The sequence below is a fragment of the Polaromonas sp. P2_G11 genome, from assembly GCF_056403595.1.
In genome coordinates this window covers 17,060-37,860 of record NZ_JBFUFE010000003.1, presented here as the reverse complement: position 1 = coordinate 37,860, position 20,801 = coordinate 17,060, and the positions used below count along the sequence as shown (strand labels likewise).

Sequence of the window (20,801 nt, the reverse complement as noted above, 5' to 3'; positions counted from 1 at the left end):
TTTCTATTAACTGCAAAAAGAACTTTTTTTAACCCGATGTGCCGGGTTTCCTTTGTGAATACCATCACTTCGAGTGCCTCTATCTTGCAATCGGCTGACGCAAGGGGACTCGCGGGATGTGAAAAATGCACAAAAAAAGTTCGAAAAATGCGCGTACGGCAGCGCAATTTGTAACAAACATCGGTCAACGCGTACCCACCGCGGCGCCGCCGTTTTTTGATGCACTGGGACGGATGGCCGATAGCGCCGCGGGCAGATGGACCCTGCGCAAGCCCGTAACGGCCGTTTTGCTGCTGGGAGCAGCAACAGCGCAGGCCGGCCCGGTAGACGGCCAGGTCACTTCGGGCGCGGCCAGCATCTCGCAGAGCGGCTCCGCCACCACCATCAATCAATCCAGCCAGAACGCTTCGCTGACCTGGAAGAGCTTTAACGTAGGCGCGCAGGAAAGCGTCAACTTCGTGCAGCCTTCGGCCAGCGCGATCGCGGTCAACCGCATCATGGACACCCACGGCAGCCAGATCCTGGGCCAGCTCAATGCCAATGGGCAGGTCTTCCTGATCAACCCCAACGGCATCCTGTTTGGCGCCGGCGCCCAGGTCAATGTGGGCGGGCTGGTGGCGTCGACACTGGATGTCAAGGATGCGGACCTGAGCAGCGGAAAGCGCAGCTTCAGCGGCGCAGGCGCAGGCAGTGTGGTCAACCAGGGCCGCATCAATGCTGCCACGGGCGGCTACGTTGCACTGGTCGGCAATACCGTGCGCAACCAGGGCAGCATCAGCGCTCCGCAGGGCAGCGTGGCGCTGGCGGCAGGCAGCGCGGCTACTTTGACCTTCCAGGGCAACCAGCTGCTCAAGATCGAGGTGGACCAGAGCGTTCTCAACAGCCTGGCCGAGAACGGCGGGTTGATTCTGGCTGACGGCGGGCAGGCGCTGATGAGCGCCGGTGCCAAGGATTCCCTGCTGGCCAGCGCAGTCAACAACACCGGGGTGATCCAGGCGCGCACCGTGGAAAACCGCAGCGGCACCATCATCCTGCTGGGCGGCATGGCCGCCGGCACTGCCAACATTGCGGGCACGCTGGACGCTTCGGCGCCCAACGGCGGCAACGGCGGCTTTGTGGAAACCTCGGGCGCGCAGGTGAACATTGCCGACGGCGCCCGGATCACCACGGCGGCCCCCGCGGGCCAAAGCGGCACCTGGCTGATCGATCCTGTGGACTTCACCATCGCCGCTGCAGGCGGGAACATCACGGGTGCGGCCCTGAGTGCCAACCTGGCCTCAGGCAACGTCGTCATCCAGAGCAGCAGCGGGAACACGGGCACGGCGGGCGATGTCAACGTCAACAACGTGGTGAGCTGGAGCGTCAACCAGCTGACGCTCAACGCGCAGAACAACATCAACATCAATGCCAACCTCAACGCATCGGGCACCGGCAAGCTGGCGCTGGAATACGGCCAGGGCAATACCAATGGAATCACCAACTCCTACAACGTCAACAACGGCGCGAAGATCAATTTGCCGGCAGGCAACAATTTCAGCACCAAGCAAGGCAGCAACGGTACCCCCGTCGCCTATACGGTGATCACTGACCTGGGTACCGCAACCAGCACCAGCGGCACAGATTTACAGGGCATGAGCGGCAATCTCAACGGTCGCTACGCACTGGGCGCTGACATCGACGCCTCGCCAACCAGCGCTTGGAACGGCGGCAGTGGATTCGAACCGCTGGGCAACAACCTGGCGCAATTCAGTGGCATCCTGGACGGTTTGGGCCACACCATTTCCGGCCTCACTATCAACCGGCCCACCGCCACCTACGTCGGTCTGCTCGGCTATGTAGGCGCTTCGGGGCGAATCAACAATTTGGGCTTGGCCGGCGGTAGCGTCACGGGCCAAACCAAAGTCGGCGCGTTGGCCGGGTGGAGCTCTGGCAATATCACTAACAGCTACGCCAGCACCTCAGTGACCGGCTCCGGATCCGAGGCTGGTGGGCTGGTGGGGACCAGCCAGGGCGTAATCCGCAACAGCCACGCCAGCGGCGCGGTGATCGGCTCGTTCATTGTGGGCGGGCTGGTTGGCTGGAACCAGGGCCTTATCAGCGACAGCTATGCCACCGGCTCTGTCGGCGCATCGAGTTCGCGGGTTGGCGGGCTGGTGGGCGACATGCTCAACGGCGGAAGCGTCAGCAATAGCTACGCCAGCGGCAACGTCACCAGCACCGGCCAGGATGTCGGCGGGCTCGTGGGGTATTGGGACAGCAATGGTACCGCCAATGTTGTGATCAGCAACAGTTATGCGAGTGGCACGGTGTCCGGCACCACGAATGTCGGCGGCCTGGTGGGCTATAAGTTCAATGCTGGTGGCACCATCAACAACAGCTACGCGACCGGGGCCGTGAGCGGCACCAGCAACCTGGGCGGGCTGGTCGGCTTGTGGGACGCCGGAACGGCGATCAACAACAGTTTCTGGGACACCGTCACAACCGGGCGGGCCACCAGCTCGGGCGGCGGCATGGGCATGACCACAGCCCAGATGCAACAACAGGCCAATTTCAGCTCGGCCACGGCTGCCAACGGCAACGTCAACCCGAACTGGGATTTCACCAGCGTCTGGCGTATTTATGAGGGAAATAGCCGTCCCCTGCTCAAGGCGCTCATGAAGGCCACCACGGTCACGGTCGGCAGCACCAGCAAGACCTACGACAAGCTGTCCTGGAACGGCGGAACCGGCATCAGTTGCTCCAATACGGCTTGCGGCAGCTTGTCGGGAAGCATCAGTTTCGGCGGAACCGCCCAGGGCGCGGTCAATGCCGGAAGCTACACGGTGACGGGTTCCGGCCTGTATTCCAATCAGCAGGGCTACGACATCAGTTACGCCAATGGCACGCTGACAGTCAATCCCGCCAGTTTGGCTGTCACAGGCGTGAGCGCAAACAACAAGGTGTATGACGCCGGCACCACCGCCACCCTCAACGGCACGGCCAGCGTCACAGCCATCGCCGGCGACACGGTGAGCATCGCCGGCACCGGCAGCGGTGCTTTCGCCGACAAGAACGTGGGCAACGGCAAGGCCGTGACCGTCACCGGCTACACGCTGAGCGGCGCAGATGCCGCCAACTATGTCGTCGTGCAGCCCACGGGCCTGACCGCGAACATCACGCCGGCCAGCCTTGCCGTTGGCGGTGTGACGATCCAGGACAAGGTGTACAACGCCAGTGACGCCGCCACCATCAACGGCACGGCCAGCGTTGCAGCTTTCGCCGGTGATACGGTGAACGTGGCCGGCACGGGCATCGGCCGGTTTGCCGACAAGAACGTGGGCAACGGCAAGGTGGTTACCGTGACCGGCTACACGCTGGGCGGCGCCGATGCCGGCAACTACACCGTGGTGCAACCCACAGGTTTCACGGCAAACATCACGCCGGCAAGCCTGGCGGTTACGGGCGTGGGGGCCAACAACAAGGTCTACGACACAACGACCACCGCGACGCTGAGCGGAACAGCAGCGGTGACAGCTTTGGGTGGCGACACGGTTACGGTGGGCGGCACCGGCAGCGGCAGCTTCGCCAACAAAAACGTGGGCAACGGCAAGGTGGTTACCGTAACCGGCTACACGCTGGGCGGCGCCGATGCGAGCAACTACACCGTGGTGCAACCCACCGGCGTGACAGCCAACATCACGCCGGCAAGCCTGGCTGTTACCGGCGTAGGCGCAAACAACAAGGTCTACGACACGACCACCACAGCGACGCTGAGCGGAACAGCAGCGGTGACGGCTTTGAGTGGTGATACCGTGACCGTGGGCGGTACCGGCAGCGGAAATTTCGCCAACAAGAATGTTGGCAATGGCAAGACCGTCACCGTCACCGGCTACACACTGGGCGGTGCAGATGCCGGCAACTACACCGTGGTTCAACCCACAGCTGTCACGGCCAACATCACGCCGGCCAGCTTGACTGTTACGGGTGTAGGCGCAAACAACAAGGTTTACGACACGACCACCACAGCGACGCTGAGCGGGACAGCAGCGGTGACGGCTTTGAGTGGTGATACCGTGACCGTGGGCGGTACCGGCAATGGCGCCTTCACCAACAAGAATGTGGGCAATGGCAAGGCGGTGACTGTGACCGGCTACACGCTGGGCGGTGCCGACGCCGGCAACTACACCGTGGTGCAACCCACGAGCTTGACCGCCAATATCACACCGGCCAGCTTGACTGTCGCGGGTGTAGGCGCAAACAACAAGGTCTACGACACCACCACCACGGCCACGCTCAGCGGAACAGCGGCCGTTACAGCCCTGGGCGGCGATACCGTGACGGTGGGTGGCATCGGCAGCGGCACCTTCGCCAACAAGAATGTGGGCAATGGCAAGGCGGTGACTGTCACCGGCTACACACTGGGTGGAGCAGACGCCGGTAACTACACCGTGGTGCAGCCCACGGCGGTGACCGCCAATATCACGCCGGCGAGCCTGGCGGTGACGGGTGTGAGTGCAAACAACAAGGTCTATGACACCGCCACCACGGCCACGCTGAGTGGAACAGCCGCCGTTACGGCCCTGGGTGGCGATACTGTGACGGTGGGGGGCACCGGCAGCGGTAATTTCGTCAACAAGAATGTTGGCAATGGCAAGACCGTCACCGTCTCCGGCTACACACTGGGCGGTGCTGATGCCGGCAACTACACCGTGGTTCAACCCACAGCTGTCACGGCCAACATCACGCCGGCCAGCCTGGCTGTCACGGGTGTAGGCGCAAACAACAAGGTCTACGACACCACCACCACCGCCACACTCAATGGCACGGCGGCCGTCGCGGCCCTGAGCGGTGATGTGGTGACGGTTGGCGGTGGCAGCGGCACCTTTGCCAACAAGAATGTGGGCAACGGCAAGACCGTCACTGTCACCGGTTACACACTGGGCGGTGCCGACGCCGGCAACTACACCGTGGTGCAACCCACGGGATTGACCGCGAACATCACGCCGGCTGGCCTGGCTGTTACCGGCGTAGGCGCGAACAACAAAGTCTACGACACGACCACCGCGGCGACACTCAACGGAACGGCAGCCGTCACGGCCCTGGGCGGTGACGTCGTGGCCGTGGCCGGCACGGGCAGCGGCAGCTTCGCCAACAAGAATGTGGGCAATGGCAAGGCTGTGACTGTTACCGGCTATACGCTGAGCGGTGCGGACGCCGGCAACTACACCGTGGTGCAACCCACGGCGGTGACCGCGAACATCACGCCAGCCAGCCTGGCTGTTACCGGCGTAGGCGCCAACAACAAGGTCTACGACGCAACGACCACCGCGACTCTCAACGGAACGGCGGCTGTTACGGCCCTGGGGGGTGATGTTGTGACGGTTGGCGGTGGAAGTGGCGCTTTTGCCAACAAGAATGTGGGCAGCGGCAAGGCCGTGACCGTCACCGGCTACACGCTGGGCGGAGCCGATGCCGGCAATTACACCGTGGTCCAACCCACGGGGCTGACCGCCAACATCACCCCCGCCAGCCTCACGGTCACAGGTGTGAATGCCAACAACAAGGTGTACGACACCACAACTGCAGCCACGCTGAGCGGAACAGCTGCGGTGACGGCCTTGGGTGGCGACACGGTGACGGTAGGCGGCGCCGGCAGCGGCAGCTTCGCCAACAAAAACGTAGGCAATGGCAAGGCCGTGACCGTCACCGGCTACACGCTGGGCGGTGCCGACGCCGGCAATTACACCGTGGTGCAACCCACCAGCTTGACCGCCAACATCACACCGGCCAGCTTGACTGTCAGCGGTGTGAGTGCAAACAACAAGGTCTATGACACCGCCACCACGGCCACGCTGAGCGGAACAGCCGCCGTTACGGCCCTGGGTGGCGATACCGTGACCGTGGGCGGTACCGGCAGCGGAAATTTCGTCAACAAGAACGTGGGTAACGGCAAGGCCGTCACCGTCACCGGCTACACCCTCGGCGGCGCCGATGCCGGCAACTACACCGTGGTGCAGCCAACAGGTGTCACGGCCAACATCACGCCTGCCAGCCTGGCCATTACGGGTGTAGGCGCGAACAACAAGGTCTACGACACCACCACCACCGCCACGCTCAATGGCACCGCAAACGTCGCGGCACTGGGCGGCGACGTGGTGACGGTTGGCGGTGGCAGCGGCACCTTCGCCGACAAGAATGTGGGCAATGGCAAGGCTGTGACGGTCAGCGGCTACACACTGGGTGGAGCTGATGCAGGCAACTACACCGTGGTGCAGCCCACCGGCGTCACGGCCAACATCACGCCGGCCAGCTTGACTGTCACGGGTGTAGGCGCAAACAACAAGGTCTACGACACCACCACCACCGCCACACTCAATGGCACGGCGGCGGTCACAGCTCTGGGCGGCGATACCGTGACGGTGGGCGGCACGGGCAGCGGCAATTTCAACAACAAGAACGTGGGCAACGGCAAGGCCGTCACCGTCGCCGGCTACACGCTGGGCGGCGCCGATGCGAGCAACTACACCGTGGTGCAGCCCACCGGCGTCACAGCCAACATCACGCCGGCGAGCCTGGCTGTTACCGGCGTAGGCGCAAACAACAAGGTCTACGACACGACCACCACCGCCACACTCAATGGCACAGCAAACGTCGCGGCCCTGGGCGGCGATACCGTGACGGTGGGCGGTACCGGCAGCGGCATCTTTGTCAACAAAAACGTGGGCAACGGAAAGGCCGTGACAGTCACGGGCTACACACTGGGCGGCGCCGACGCCGGCAACTACACCGTGGTGCAGCCCACAGCTGTCACGGCCAACATCACGCCAGCCAGCCTGGCAGTCACAGGTGTGGGCGCCAACAACAAGGTGTATGACACCACCACCACGGCTACCCTCAATGGCACCGCAGGTGTTGTTGCCCTGGGCGGTGATGTCGTGACGGTGGGCGGCACCGGTAGCGGAACCTTCGCCAACAAGAATGTAGGCAATGGCAAAGCTGTGACCGTGACCGGCTACACGCTGAGCGGCGCCGACGCCGGCAACTACACCGTGGTGCAGCCCACTGCCGTTACGGCAAACATCACGCCGGCCAGCCTGGCGGTGACCGGTGTAGGGGCAAACAGCAAGGTGTATGACGCGAGTACTGCAGCCACCCTCAATGGCACGGCCGCTGTGGCTGCTTTGGGCGGTGACGTGGTGAGTGTGAGTGGCGGTAGCGGCACTTTTGCTGACAAGAATGTGGGCAATGGCAAGGTCGTGACCGTGGCCGGCTACACCTTGGGCGGAGCCGACGCCGGCAACTACACCGTGGTGCAACCTGCCGGTGTTACGGCAAACATCACACCAGCCAGCCTGGCCGTCACGGGCGTCGGGGCAAACAACAAGGTCTACGACACCACCACCAACGCCACGCTTAACGGAACGGCGGGGGTCACAGCCCTGGGCGGTGACGTGGTGACTGTGGGTGGTACCGGCAATGGCGCTTTCGTCAACAAAAACGCGGGCAACGGCAAAGTCGTGACGGTGACCGGCTATACGCTGGGCGGGGCCGACGCCGGCAACTACACCGTGGTGCAACCTACAGGTGTCACGGCAAACATCACACCGGCCAGCCTGGCTGTCACCGGTGTAAATGCGCAGAACAAGGTTTTTGACGGTACGACTGCGGCCACCTTGGGTGGTACCGCCGCCGTGGCGGCCCTGGTCGGTGACGTGGTTAGCGTCAGCGGCGGCAGCGGTGCTTTTGCCAACGCGAATGTGGGTAACGCAAAGCCCGTGACCGTGACAGGCTATACCCTGGGCGGGGTTGACGCGGCCAACTACACGGTGGTGCAACCGACCGGGCTGACGGCATCCATCACTCCCTTGCCTGTCACAGCTGTGCCCGCACGGGCGGGAACGCTTGGGCGGGGGGGCGCCGATGATGGTGCCGACGCCGCCATGCAACAGGCCGTGGATGGGACACGCTCCAAATCCGGCCTGATCGAGGTATCGCCCATCCTTCGGGTAACTCGCAGCGCAAGCGCCGATGCCTCCGGTGGAGACGAACTGGTGGTTTCCGGTGGGGCCGTCGAGGTGCTGCAGGATGTGGTTGCCACAGTAAGAAAAGATCCGCGCCTGCATATCGTTGACGGCGGCGTGCAGCTGCAAAACGGTGTGCTGGCCGCTCAAAAATAAATACGGCTACCCCACAAAAGTTTCCCCATGAAATGCAACGTATCCGGTAAGCACGCTGTGCTGCTGTTGGCAGCCGCGCCCCTGTTCGCGGTCCAGGCGGCTGATCCGCTGCCGGTTGATATCGGCACCATCCTCCGGCAGGTCCAGCCGTCCCAGCAAGCCGTCCCATCGCCCCGCGGAGAAAGGCCGCCCCTCAGCAATGAGGGGAATATCCCGCCGCCACCTGTGCGTCCCGCCGTGACGGTGGATGTCAAATCGATCAACATCATCGGCAACACCCTGTTTGAGACAGCCACGCTGCATGCACTGGTGGCCGATGCTGAAGGCAAAAGCCTGACGCTTGACCAGCTCGACGAAATGGCGGGGCGCATAGGCCAGTATTACCACAGCAGGGGCCAGACCTTTGCCCGGGCCGTGGTGCCTGCGCAGGTGATCCAGTCGGGCGTTGTTCGCTTTCTGGTGGTCGAGGCGCGCTACGGCAAGGTCGGCGTCAACAACCAGACGCGCGTGAACGACCTGCTGCTGCAGGCGACGGTAGCGCCGCTGCAAAACGGGCAGCCAGTCGACCAGGCCCTGCTGGACAATTCCCTGCTGTTGCTGTCGGACATACCCGGCGTGGTGGTGCAGGCAACCTTAAGACCCGGCGACGGGATGGGCACCTCCGATCTGAGTATCGATACCACGCCCGGCCCGGCGGTTTCAGGAAGCCTGGTTGTGGACGACTACGGCAACAGCTATACAGGAAGAGCCCGCCTGGGCGGTACGGTGTACGTCAACAACCCTTTGAAGCATGGCGATGTCCTGAGCCTGAGCGGCCTGAATTCCGGGAAGGGGCTGAGCTACGGACGGGTGGGCTACGAATCATTGTTGAACGGCCAGGGCACCCGCGCAGGAGCCGCCTATTCCTTGCTGGATTACAAAATTGGCGGGTCTCTTGAGATACTTGGCGCGCATGGTTCCGCCGAGACCGGCAGCCTCTGGGGCAAGCATCCGCTGGTGCGAAGCCAGACGGTCAACCTCTATGGACAGATTCAATACGACACGGTGCAGTTGCGCGAGCGTGTAGACGTGGCGGGAATAAAAACAGACCGGCATCTCGACTCCTGGACGTCGAGCCTGACCGGGGACTGGCGGGACACCTTGCTGTCCGGCGGCATCAATACCTGGAGCCTGGGATGGACCCGGGGCAGGGTGGTTTTTGACGCTACAGAGGCGCAGCTGGACGATGCGGCCAGCGCACGAACGCAGGGCTGGTTTTCAAAGGCCAATCTGGGCTTCTCCCGCTTGCAGCGCCTCGGGCAAAACAGCACGCTGCATTTTTCATGGGCAGGCCAGTGGGCAAACACCAACCTCGATTCGTCACAAAAAATGTCCGTGGGCGGGCCCTATTCGGTGCGTGCCTACGATGTGGGTGCGTTGTCGGGTGATACGGGTTACCGCACAAGCGTCGAGCTGCGCTACGACCTGGGGCAGGTTGTCGGCGGCAAGCTCCAGGCGGTGGCGTTCTGGGACGGTGCCTACCTGAAAGTCAATCAACGACCCTGGGTGACAGGTGCCAACAGCGCAACGCTCAGCGGAGCGGGGGTTGGCCTTGACTGGACCGGGCTCAACCAGTGGCGGGCCCGTGCCTACCTGGCCTCGCCCCTGGGGTCGACACCCGAGCTGGTCAGGACGACAGATTCAACGCGTATGTGGACCGAGGTCGCCTACCGGTTTTGAAGGCTGCGCTGCTCGTGCCCATTCCTGGCTTGTCGTGCGGGGCTGTCAAATCGCGTAGCCCTGTAGTGCTATTAAATCAATAGCTGCTTGCGCTTTACCTGTATGGGCTACAACCTATTTTGTTGTAAAAATCAGATGCCCGCAGGCTTCTTGAGCGTCAGCATCCTGTCCTGGGCCTTGAGCACAATGGTTTTGACTTCTGCACCCTGCAGCACCGTCAGCCTGACTTCCGCGTCGGGTGCGGGCCGGTCCCACAGCTTTTTATAAAAAGCTTCGAGCGTGGCCACCTTGGCGTCGTCTACTGCCAGCACCACGTTGCCCGCCTCCAGCCCGGCCAGGTCCGCAGGGCTCTCCTTGCTGACCCGCAGGATCTGTATGCGCCCGCCCTGGTCATTGGAGGTGATGCCGAGCCATGGCCTGCGGCTTTTCATGCTGGCGCCTGAACGCTGCAGCTCCGCGAGGATGGGACGCAGCAAATCCACCGGCACAAACATATTGCCCGGCAGGCGGCGGTTTTCGCCTGTGGCATCGGACACCAGCAGCGAGCCTATGCCCATCAACTCACCTTTCTGGTTGAAGAGCGGGGCGCCGCTGTGGTTGCCGCCACTGGCCATGATAGGTGGGCTGGTGAACAGCGCCGATTCGATGTGGTATTCCCAGCTGCCGGAGAACGCGCGCCGGCTGACCAGCCGGGTCATGCTTACGTCGCCGTCCTCATCAGCCTGCGGGCCGGTGACGGCCATCAGCGGTTCGCCGGGCTGCAGGTCTTTACCGTTGCCCAGCGCTGCCACGCCCACACCGCGCAGTGGCAGCAAGGGGCGCAACAGCCCGAAGCCGGTGGCCAGGTCATAGGCAACGGCGCGCGCCGGCAAGGTGCGGTTGTCTTGCGTCACGATCTCGATGTGTTCGGCTTCCAGCATCAGGTAGCCGATGGTGAGGATGAGCCCGTCCTGGTTGATTTGCACACCTGAGCCGGCGCGGCGCAGGCCCAGCGTTTCGGCCGAGCGTGCATCTTCCATCGCCGTGACCTTGACGCCGACCACCGCCGTTGTAGCGCGGGTTAGTGCGTCCATCATGGCCTGCGCCGCCGGGGGCTGCACAGTGGCCGCGTGCGCGGTGGTGGCAAGCCAGGGTGTGCCGGACAGCAATAAGCTTGAAAGGAGGATGTAGAGCCGCTGACGCAAGGTGCACATGACAGACTCCTGAACGGCAGGAACAATCCCAACCACAGCTCAAGAATGCACGTTAATAAATGGCGTTACAAGCGGTAAGGTCAAAAGAATCTTGAGAAGCGTGTAACAAACAATCAGCTCATTCATTGCCCCAACCCGCCAAGTCTCATTTGTTGACCTCAGCAGGCTCCCCAAAAGGAGGGGAAAAGGGGAAGGGGTTGTGAAAAATTCCTAGTCAGCGAAGTAGCACCGCACAAGGTTCAAAAGCAATATCTATTTCCAGTGCTTTGGAAATGTCTAAGTAATTAGTACCTAAATCGATATGGAAAATAAGGTAACTGCTGCCGCAAATTCTGTAGATTGCGATACAGTTCGGAACAAATAACAGGGGGAGGCCCCGCTACAGGCGCCTTGGGACATGACAAACAACAAAGCTTATCGAATGCGTCAGGATGACCGCGCGGACTTGCATCCCTTTGCATGTGTGGCGACAACAAACTATGGATGCGGGAGCACACAGCAGAATGCACGCTGACCTGGCTTTGAAAATGATGTCGGACCTATTCTGGATGGGATTCCTGGTGTGCCTGCCCGTTCTTGGCTTGACCATGCTCACAGGTTTGCTGATCAGCATTGTTCAAGTGGTTACGCAGGTGCAGGAGATGTCCCTGACCTTTGTACCCAAGCTGATGACGGCTGGCATTGCGCTTGTCGTGTTTGGCCCCTGGATGTTGCGCAAGCTCAGTGCTTACTTTACTCAGCTGTGGGCAGGTATTCCTGCCATGTTTTAGCCCAGGTCGCCACGCGTGATTGCTGAACTTGGAGCCGGATGGTCTTGGGTTTCCCAGAAATGGGCATTGCCACCTTTGGAGGCGGTGATCCTGCTTTCGATACGGGTTGCCGGTGTTTTTATCCTGACGCCAGTTTTCTATGCCATGCCCATACCGACGACGGTGCGGGTGTTGATGCTGCTGTCGCTGTCGTTCATCATTGCGCTGGGGTTTACACCGGTCGGAAGCGGCCATATCGCCAATCATGCGACGCTGTTTACGTCCGCACTGGCGGAGCTCGCGCTGGGCGCGACGCTCGGGCTCGGTGTGCTGCTGGCGTTTGCGGCCTTTGATGTCGCCGGGCGGATTCTTGACATCCAGATCGGGTTCGGCATCTCGCAAGTGTTCGATCCCGTCACTCGGCGGCAGGTGCCGATCCTGACCTCCGCCTTCAACACATTTGCCGTGCTGCTGTTCTTCCTGCTGGCCGGCCATCATGCTTTGCTGCGAGGCATCGCATTCAGCGTTGAGCGGTTTCCCGTGGCAGCGCAGTGGTCGGCTGCCTACGGCCTGGTCGCGATGCTCAAACAGGTGAGCGCCTTGTTCACGCTGGGATTTGCCCTGGTCGCGCCCGTGGTTTTCTGCCTCTTCATGGTTGAAATGGCGCTCGGCGTTGTCGCGCGAAACCTGCCGCAGATGAATATGTTCGCCATCGGCATTCCCGTGAAAATCGTTGTCGGGCTCATCACGCTGTCCCTGTGGTTTGCCGGCGTAGGTGGCGTCATGACGCGGGTTTACCGCAGCATCTACACGACCTGGGATTCCATGTTGTCCCAGGATGCGTCTCAAAGCACATTTGCGCCGGGAGCCGTCCATGGCCGATGAGCAAGACCTTGACCGCAATGAAGCGGCGACGCCTCACAAGCTTCTCAGGGCGCAGGAAAAAGGGCAGGTCGCCAAAAGCCCGGAAGTCATTTCGGCGCTGGTGTGGACGGTGGCTTCCGTTTACCTGACATGGAAGGGCTGGGACAGCGTCAGGGACCAATTCGTTTTCGACCAGAGCCTGTTGCTTCGCATCGCTGGTCTGGATCCCAATGGCGGAGCGCTGTGGCCTCTTGCATCCCAGGTGGTCAAGGGGGCAATGATGCAGCTGCTGCCTTTTTTCGCCGTCATCATGCTCACCGCCGCGCTGGCCAACCTGATGCAGACAGGGCCGATGTTCACCACGGATCCCCTCAAGGCGGATTTCGACAGGCTCAATCCGGTCAACGGGTTCAAGAAAGTGTTTTCGATGCGAACCCTGTTTGATGCGGCAAGGGCCTGCATCAAGCTGATGCTTCTTGCCGGTGTTTCCTGGTTCGCGCTCAAAAGCCTGGCACCTCACTTCTTTGGCGTGGCCGGCCTTTCACCGCTGGCTTACCTGCGCACCTTGCTCCAGGACGCGGCCTCTTTGAGCATGAAGATGGCTTTGATTCTGGTGATGATCGCCGCCGTGGACTGGATGTACACACGGCGCGAGTTCTCCAAAAAGATGAAGATGAGCCGCAGGGAACTGAAAGACGAATCAAAAAACCGGGAAGGTGATCCTCGCATCCGTGCGCGGCTCAGGGAGCTGCGTCGGGAAGCGCTGAAGCGCACACTAACGGTGCGCAACACAAAAAATGCCGATGTGTTGTTGACGAATCCGACGCATGTGGCGGTCGCCTTGCGCTACAGGCATGGCGAGATGTCGTCTCCGCAGATGGTGGCCAAGGGCGCCGGCCGGGTCGCAGGAGCCATGAGAAAAATAGCGAGCGAGAACAACATCCCCATCGTGCAAAACCCCGTTCTGGCCCGCAGGCTCTTCCGCGAGCTTGCTGTGGAACAGCATGTGCCCCAAGCCATGTATGCCGAAGTGGCGCGAATCATCGTCTGGGTCTTTGCCATGCGCGAACGCCGGCAGGGGATGGCCGCGACATGAAAGCCCTGCAGGGTTTCCTCACCAAACACAGCGACATCGTTATGGTGCTGCTGGTGCTGGGTGTACTGGTGGTATTGTTCGCGCCCATCCCGAGCCCGCTACTGGACTTCCTGATCCTGCTGAACTTCAGCTTCGCGTTTTTGATTCTGATGCTGACGTTCTACATGGCGCGACCTGTCGAGTTTTCGACGTTCCCTTCGCTGCTGTTGATTGCCACCCTGTTCCGGCTGTCGCTGAACGTCGCCGCCACCCGCCTGATTCTTTCGGACGGCGACGCTGGCCGGGTGATCGCCGCTGTGGGCTCCTATGTTGTTGGCGGGAACTACGTGATCGGCCTGATTATTTTCCTGATCCTGATCGTCGTCCAGTACGTGGTGATCACCAGCGGCGCTCAGCGCGTCTCCGAGGTGGCCGCCCGATTCACGCTGGACAGCATGCCCGGCGCGCAAATGAGCGTGGACGCGGATCTGAACATGGGTTTCATTGACCAGGCCGAAGCGCAGCGCCGCCGCAAGAACATCGAGAAAGAGGCGGCTTTTTACGGCGCGATGGACGGCGCAAGCAAGTTCGTTAAAGGCGACGCCATCGCGGGCATCCTGATACTGCTCATCAACATTGTGGGAGGCTTGCTGATCGGTATCATGCAGCGCGGCCTGCCGTGGGGTGATGCGCTCAAAACCTATACCCTGCTGACCATAGGCGATGGCATCGTGACCCAGGTGCCGGCGCTGGTCATTGCCCTGGGAACCGGGATCATTGTTACCCGTTCGGCTTCGGATGCCAACCTGAGCAAAGAGGCTTTGCGGCAGATCACCTCATTTCCCAAAACATTGCTGCTGGTGGCTACAGCCCTGGCGGGCCTGTTGATCCTGCCTGGTATTCCTGCGGTCCCCACGCTCATACTGCTTTGTCTTTCGGGGCTGGGCGCCTGGATGGTGTATCGCGGGGCGCATACCGGTGCCATTGCCAGGGAAGAAGCGGCGGCGGGCCAGGAGGGAAAATCGGCTGACGGCAGTGACGCTGGCGGCAAGGACGATCCCTATGCACACCTGACCGTTGAACCCATCGAGGTCCAGGTGGGTTCCCGCTGGGTTCCTCTGGTGAACGAAAAGGGTGGCTCTTTCCTCGAAAGAATTGCCGCCTTCCGCCATCAGCATGCGCAGGAGCTTGGGCTGGTCTTGCCACGCATACGCTTCAAGGATGCACCGCGCCTTGGGCCGGACCGATACGAGATTTACCTTGACGGGGCCCTGAGTGCCAAGGGTGAGGTTCGCGCGGACCGCCTGCTTGCCATTCATCCTCAGGGCGACGTGACAGCCATTTCCGGAGAAGTCACGAAAGACCCCACCTACGGCCTGCCGGCCGTTTGGATAGAAGAGTCACAGCGGGATGCGGCCACCCGCGCCCGGTTCACGCTGGTGGATGCCTCCAGCGTTTTCATGACGCACCTCACCGAGGTCTTGCGGCGCGAATCCTCCACACTGCTGACACGGGCCGAAACCGACCGCCTGCTGGGCCGGGTGCGCCAGAACCAGCCCGGCCTGGTCGAAGAACTTGTGCCGACAGTCCTTTCGATCAGCGACGTGCAAAAGGTGCTGCAGAACCTCCTCAAAGAGAAGGTTTCGATACGGCATATGGAGGCGATTCTGGAAACTCTCACGGACGCTGGCCGGCAATCCAAGGAGACCGGCTACCTGACGGAGGTTGTGCGCCACAGGCTGGGTTCCGCGATATGCCAGGGCTTGCTCGGGGAGGCCAATGCGTTGCACGTTCTCACACTCGACCCGGCCATTGAAAGTCGCTTCATTCAAGGCGTGCAAAATTCCCGTGCCGAGGGTTCCAGCCAGGCCGCGGGTCAGTTCGTCCTGGAACCGCAAATGGCCGAAAAATTCATCGGCAAACTGGTGCAGCAAGCGGAAAAGATGATGAAAAGCAATTTGCTGCCAGTGCTGCTCTGCTCTCCCGAGCTTCGCCGGCACGTGCGTGCCTTGTCCGAGCGGGTAATGCCGCATCTGCGTGTGCTGTCCATGGCCGAGATCCCGCACAACATCGAACTCAAGTCGTATGGTGTGGTGAGCTTTTAAGCAACCCGTGCATTTTTGTCCTGCAACTCAATCCGAACCATGACCAATATTCTCTCCGTCGCTTTGCAAAGCATGCACCAGGACAGCATCCGTCTTGAAAGGGTCGGCATGAACCTGGCCAACGCCTTGACCATAGGCTACAAGCGGGAGGTCGTTTCGGTCCAGCCCACCCCCTATTCCCAACTCGGCGCCTCCTTCTCCGCGCAGGTCGATGCGTTGTCGCAGCAGGTAGACGCGACCGGCGGCCTGCTGAAAACGCAGACGGACCTTCGCCCCGGCACACTCAAGTCCACCGGACAAAATCTGGATCTCGCGTTGGACGGAGACGGCTTCTTTGAGGTCTCAACGGCGTCCGGCCCGGCCTACACGCGGCAGGGTTCCTTCCACCTGGACGGTCAGGGGCGGTTGGTGAATGCCCAGGGACACCCGGTGATGGGTAAAGGCGGCGCCATCTTTTTGACGACACGCAATCCCTCGATTGATTCCAGGGGCTATGTATTTGAAGGCCCCAAGTCCGGAGCAGCCGGCATTGCCGCCAACCGCTTGTCCGCGCAAGAGCCGGTGGCCCAGCTCAAGGTGATGCAGCTAGAGGCGTCGCAGACGCTCCGGCATCTCGGGGAGGGGCTTGTCGCTTCGGAGAGTCCGGCCGGCATGATGAACGATGTCGATGTCCAGGTACGCCAGGGCTTTCTCGAAAACTCCAATGTTTCGTCCATGCAGGAGATGGTGCAACTGATGCAGACGATGCGGCATTTCGAGTCGATGCAAAAGGTCGCGACAGGTTACGACGAAATGATGGGGACAGCCATTCGAAAGCTCGGCGATCTTGCCTGAGCCCGTTTTCACTACACACAAACCAGAGGAGTTTTATGTTCGATGCGCTCTATATTGGTGCGACCGGCATGCAGGCCCAGCAGATGAATGTGGACACGATCGCCAACAATCTGGCCAACGTCAACACCACGGGATTTAAAAAAGGCCGACTGACGTTCTCGGATCTGGTCACGCGTTCGGCCGCGCCGCTCCCTTTGGCGAATGCCGGCGCGCCGCAGGGCCTCATGGATGCGGTTACGAGAGTGGGGGCGGGCGTTGGCATAGGCGGCATGGCCAAGCTTTTCGACATGGGCGACCTCAAGAAAACGGAGTCCGCGTTCGACGTTGCAATTGAAGGTGACGGCTTCATGGAGGTGACTTTGCCTGATGGGTCACAGGCTTATGCGCGCGGCGGCACGCTGAGGGTCAACAAGGAGGGCCTGCTGGCAACCCAGGCAGGCTATGCGCTGAAACCTGGCCTGAGCATTCCCGACAATGCGCAGGCCTTGCTGATCGACACGGATGGCACCGTGCGGATCCGTTTGGCGAATCAGGCCACGCCTGTGGAGATCGGGCAGATTGACCTGGTGCGATTCTCCAATCCGCAAGCTCTGTTGGCGCAGGGGGACAACCTCTACCGGCCGACCGAGGCCGCCGGCGACCCGGTCGTCGGCAAACCTGGAGAAGAGGGCTTGGGGCGGATTGCCCAGGGATTTCTGGAAGGCTCCAACGTCAAGCTGGTCGACGAGATGGTGAACCTGATGATCGCGCAGCGCGCTTATGAAGCCAGCGTCAAGGTTGTGCAGGCATCCGACGAGATGCTCGGCATGGTCAATGCGCTGCGCCGCTAAGAAAACACTGATGCGTGGTGTTCGCTTTTTTGGGTTCCTGCCTTCCGGTGTCGAGGCGGCGGGTCTCTGCCTGCTTGCGCTCTGGGCGGCTCCCGCGCAGCCTCTTCAGGCACAAACCGCTGCGAGCATGGCGCGTATCAGCCTGCCGGAGCATGTGCAGGTCAGCCACAGCGACGTGCGCTTGGGCGACGTTGCCAGCCTTGCCAGCCCGGACCCGGCGACCTTGCGGCGCCTGATGGCTTTGCCGCTGGGCCGCGCGCCGCGTGCCGGCCAGTCCTTTGTCCTGGAACGGGATGTCCTTGCCCGGTGGATACGGGGTCACGCGGGCCTTCAAGGAGATCAAATCACCTGGCAGGGCGCTGCGTTCACTGACATCAGCCTGCGCAGCCGCGACATACCCGGCGAGGATATCGTCGCCCTCGCGGACAAGACACTCCGGCAGCAACTGCGCGGCCAACTACCGGCCGGCACTCGCATCGAACTGCAGCCGGTGACCGTGCCGCGCGACCTGGTAGTCGCCGATGAACTGGTGGAGATCAATCCCCGTGCTCAGGGTGCGGCGGCACTGGCTTCCAGAATGACGGTCTGGATCGATGTGGGCAGTGCTGGCAGAGTGCAAAGATCGGTGGCGGTCGTTTTTGAGGTTGTGGTCTACGGGCCGGTGGTGGTTGCCACCAGAGACATTCCCGCAGGTGCGTCCCTCCTGGCGGGCGATGTGGAGCTGCGTGAACAAAACATTGCCGCAGCCGCAGCTTCGCAGAAAAATCCGGCGCGCCAGTTTTCTGACGGCCAGCGTTTGCGCCGCCCGATTCGGGCCGGCGAAACCTTGACGGCGGCCCACACGGAAGCCGTTCCCGATGTGGCGCGCGGGAGCTGGGCCGTGCTCGAAACGCGCCAGGCCGGCCTGAATGTGCAGAGCCGTGCGGAAGTGCTGCAGGACGGCCGCGCCGGCCAGATGGTTCAAGTCAAGCCCGTCAATGCTACGGCCAGTTTGTTAGCCCGGGTCGCAGGCCCGGGCCGTGTGGAGATGTACCCATGATTTTTTCAGCTTCCAAACCTGGCAATGAATTGCGGAACAACTTTGCAGCCGCGCGCCTGGCCGCGTTGGGGCTGGTGCTGTGCTGCTGGGCCTGCCTGTCGCATGCGCAGGGAGTCAGCCTCTACGATGAAAAGACTTATCGCCCCTTGACGGCCGACAACAAGGCCTTTCGCGTGGGAGATGTCCTCACCGTTCAGGTGTTTGAAAACTCCAGTGCCAGCAGCAGCGCGGACACGGACACCCGAAGAAAAAACAGCCTGTCGGCGGACCTGAGCCACCGTGGTGAAAGCAAAGCCCAGACGGGCGTCAACGTGGCCAGCGACTTTGACGGCGGGGGGCGCACCCAGCGCGCCAACCGGCTATTGGTCACGCTGTCGGTGACGGTTCGCGAGATTTTGCCTAACGGCGACATGGCAGTGACGGGCGAGCAGATGCTGACGGTCAACCAGGAACCGCAACGCGTCACGCTCGAGGGGCGCGTGAGGCCCGTGGACGTGTCCGACGGCAACATCGTTCTTTCCACGAGATTGGCCGACGCGAAAATCACCTATGTCGGCGAGGGCGATATCGCTGAACGCAACCAGCGGCCCTGGTGGCGGAAATTGCTCGATTGGACAGGGTTTTGAAAATGGCGCTCACTTCATTTCTGCAGTCGAGGTTTGTCTCCCGGCTTCGTATCATTCCGGTACTCATTTGCTGTGCGCTCTGTCTGGTGGCACCGGCTTCGCATGGTCAGACTGGCCTGATCCGAATCAAGGACTTGGGCAAACTCCAGGGGTGGCGAGACAACGCATTGACGGGTACCGGCATCGTGACCGGCCTCGCCGGAACGGGCGACTCACCGACGAACCGGGCCACCCGGCAGGCATTGTCCAATGCGATGTCCCAGTTCAATCTCAGCGTGCCGCCTGAACAGATCCAAAGCCGGAATGTGGCTGTCGTCATGGTCAGCGCTTCGCTGCCGAGTTTCGCCCGGCCCGGCGACACATTGGACATCACGGTGTCTTCGACAGGCGACGCACGCAGCCTGGTGGGCGGCAGCTTGTTGCAAGTGCCGTTGAAAGCGGCGAACGGCCGTGTCTATGCACTGGCGCAGGGGCCGCTGTCGGTTGGAGGCTACCGTTATGATTCCAACGGCAACGTGTTGCAGAAGAACCACCCGACAGTGGGAGCGGTGCCCAATGGCGCGACCGTTGAGGTCGGCACGGCCAAAGCCCCCATGGAGCCCGGATCCACCGGCACCGCCATTCCCAACGTAACCTTCCTGCTTGCCGAGCCGGACTACACCACGGCGAACCGGATTGCGTTGGCCATCAACACCCAGCTGGGTGCCAACCTGGCCCAGGCGCGCGACGCCTCAGGCATCGACATCGATGTGCCGGAAAGCCAGCGCGGCAGCCTGGTAGCTTTCCTGTCGCGCCTGGAGTCCGTCACGGTCGAGCCCGACAGGCGGGCCAAAGTGGTGATCAACGAACGCACGGGCACAGTCGTTGCGGGCGGGGATGTGCGCATCGCCAAGGTAGCCATCACCCATGGTGATTTGAAGATTGCCATCACCGAGCAGAACGGCGTTTCGCAACCCTTCTTTATCGGCGAGGCCGGGCCGGGCGTGCGCACCGCCTTGGTTAGCAATACCCGGATCGACGTGGATGAGCGCAACGGCCCGGGTTTTGTGGCTGGCGGAACCACTGTGACAGACCTGGTCCAGTCGCTCGCCAAACTAAAGACCAACACCCGCGACATCATCTCGATTCTGCGGGCCGTCAAGGCTGCCGGCGCCCTGCATGCCGAACTCGTCGTCCAGTAGTTCCGACGTCTACACCAGAGGTACACCCATGTCCAACAGTATCGAATCCATTACGACGGCCGCGCTGTCATTGGCGCTTGACGCGGCTTCGGCAAGGCAGCAAGTCATTGCCAACAACATCGCCAACGCGAATACGGAAGGCTTTGTGCCGCAGGCCCTTGACTTCGAGGGCCAGCTTGAACAGGCCCGCAGAGCCCTGCGCGAACGCGGCCGGCTCGACGAGGCGGCGTTGGGAGACATGAAGTTCCGGCAACAACCGATGCTGCGCATCGACGGCCAGCCGGCGCGCGTAGAGCTGGATGTCGAGGTGGGGAACATGGCCCGTAACGCGGTCCAGTACCAGGCGCTGGTGAAAGGGCTTTCGCGCCACCTCGCCATGCTTTCGTCGGCAGCGACGGAAGGCAAGAAATAGTTCGACCGATCACTCACG

13 protein-coding genes are annotated in these 20,801 nt (G+C 61.8%); 12 read left to right on the top strand and 1 reads right to left on the bottom strand.

All coding sequences use genetic code 11. The features are described from left to right. Positions 1–125: 125 nt before the first annotated feature. Positions 126–8,156, top strand: a complete 8,031-nt coding sequence (locus AC1DWQ_RS10875; protein ID WP_477669660.1) for a beta strand repeat-containing protein — start codon at positions 126–128, stop codon at positions 8,154–8,156. 27 nt (positions 8,157–8,183) lie between these two features. Further along, entirely contained in the window at positions 8,184–9,875 is a 1,692-nt protein-coding gene (locus tag AC1DWQ_RS10870; protein ID WP_477669659.1) for a ShlB/FhaC/HecB family hemolysin secretion/activation protein, read from the top strand. A 131-nt stretch (positions 9,876–10,006) separates the two neighbouring features. Here AC1DWQ_RS10870 and AC1DWQ_RS10865 read toward each other — a convergent pair whose 3' ends face one another. Continuing rightward, complete coding sequence (locus AC1DWQ_RS10865; RefSeq protein WP_477669658.1) at positions 10,007–11,068, bottom strand: S1C family serine protease; 1,062 nt, start codon at positions 11,066–11,068, stop codon at positions 10,007–10,009. A gap of 503 nt (positions 11,069–11,571) precedes the next feature. On the opposite strand from AC1DWQ_RS10865, the gene AC1DWQ_RS10860 reads away from it, so the two are divergent. From AC1DWQ_RS10860 to flgB, 10 genes are all read left to right on the top strand, one after another. Next, positions 11,572–11,838 (top strand): flagellar biosynthetic protein FliQ, encoded by a 267-nt coding sequence (locus tag AC1DWQ_RS10860; RefSeq protein WP_477669657.1) that lies wholly within the window; start codon positions 11,572–11,574, stop codon positions 11,836–11,838. Positions 11,839–11,853: 15 nt separating this feature from the next. Next, positions 11,854–12,702 carry a flagellar biosynthetic protein FliR gene (locus AC1DWQ_RS10855; RefSeq protein WP_477669656.1) on the top strand — a complete coding sequence of 283 codons (849 nt, stop codon included), beginning with the start codon at positions 11,854–11,856 and terminating at the stop codon, positions 12,700–12,702. Next, positions 12,692–13,777, top strand: coding sequence for an EscU/YscU/HrcU family type III secretion system export apparatus switch protein (locus AC1DWQ_RS10850; RefSeq protein WP_477669655.1), 1,086 nt, complete (start codon positions 12,692–12,694; stop codon positions 13,775–13,777). The genes AC1DWQ_RS10855 and AC1DWQ_RS10850 overlap by 11 nt, the downstream gene beginning before the upstream one ends. Beyond that, positions 13,774–15,861 (top strand): flagellar biosynthesis protein FlhA, encoded by a 2,088-nt coding sequence (gene flhA / locus AC1DWQ_RS10845; RefSeq protein ID WP_477669654.1) that lies wholly within the window; start codon positions 13,774–13,776, stop codon positions 15,859–15,861. The genes AC1DWQ_RS10850 and flhA overlap by 4 nt, the downstream gene beginning before the upstream one ends. A 39-nt stretch (positions 15,862–15,900) precedes the next feature. Next, on the top strand, positions 15,901–16,695 hold the full coding sequence (locus tag AC1DWQ_RS10840) for a flagellar hook-basal body protein (protein ID WP_477669653.1): 795 nt from the start codon (positions 15,901–15,903) through the stop codon (positions 16,693–16,695). Between the two features lie 35 nt (positions 16,696–16,730). Then, a complete protein-coding gene (flgG, locus tag AC1DWQ_RS10835; RefSeq protein WP_477669652.1) occupies positions 16,731–17,525 on the top strand; it encodes a flagellar basal-body rod protein FlgG in 795 nt (264 codons plus the stop codon). A gap of 10 nt (positions 17,526–17,535) precedes the next feature. Next, positions 17,536–18,564, top strand: coding sequence for a flagellar basal body P-ring formation chaperone FlgA (gene flgA, locus AC1DWQ_RS10830; protein ID WP_477669651.1), 1,029 nt, complete (start codon positions 17,536–17,538; stop codon positions 18,562–18,564). Further along, on the top strand, positions 18,561–19,190 hold the full coding sequence (locus AC1DWQ_RS10825) for a flagellar basal body L-ring protein FlgH (RefSeq protein ID WP_477669650.1): 630 nt from the start codon (positions 18,561–18,563) through the stop codon (positions 19,188–19,190). The genes flgA and AC1DWQ_RS10825 overlap by 4 nt, the downstream gene beginning before the upstream one ends. Before the next feature lie 134 nt (positions 19,191–19,324). After that, positions 19,325–20,371, top strand: a complete 1,047-nt coding sequence (locus AC1DWQ_RS10820) for a flagellar basal body P-ring protein FlgI (protein ID WP_477669649.1) — start codon at positions 19,325–19,327, stop codon at positions 20,369–20,371. A gap of 28 nt (positions 20,372–20,399) precedes the next feature. Beyond that, entirely contained in the window at positions 20,400–20,783 is a 384-nt protein-coding gene (flgB, locus tag AC1DWQ_RS10815; protein WP_477669648.1) for a flagellar basal body rod protein FlgB, read from the top strand. Positions 20,784–20,801: the final 18 nt, after the last annotated feature.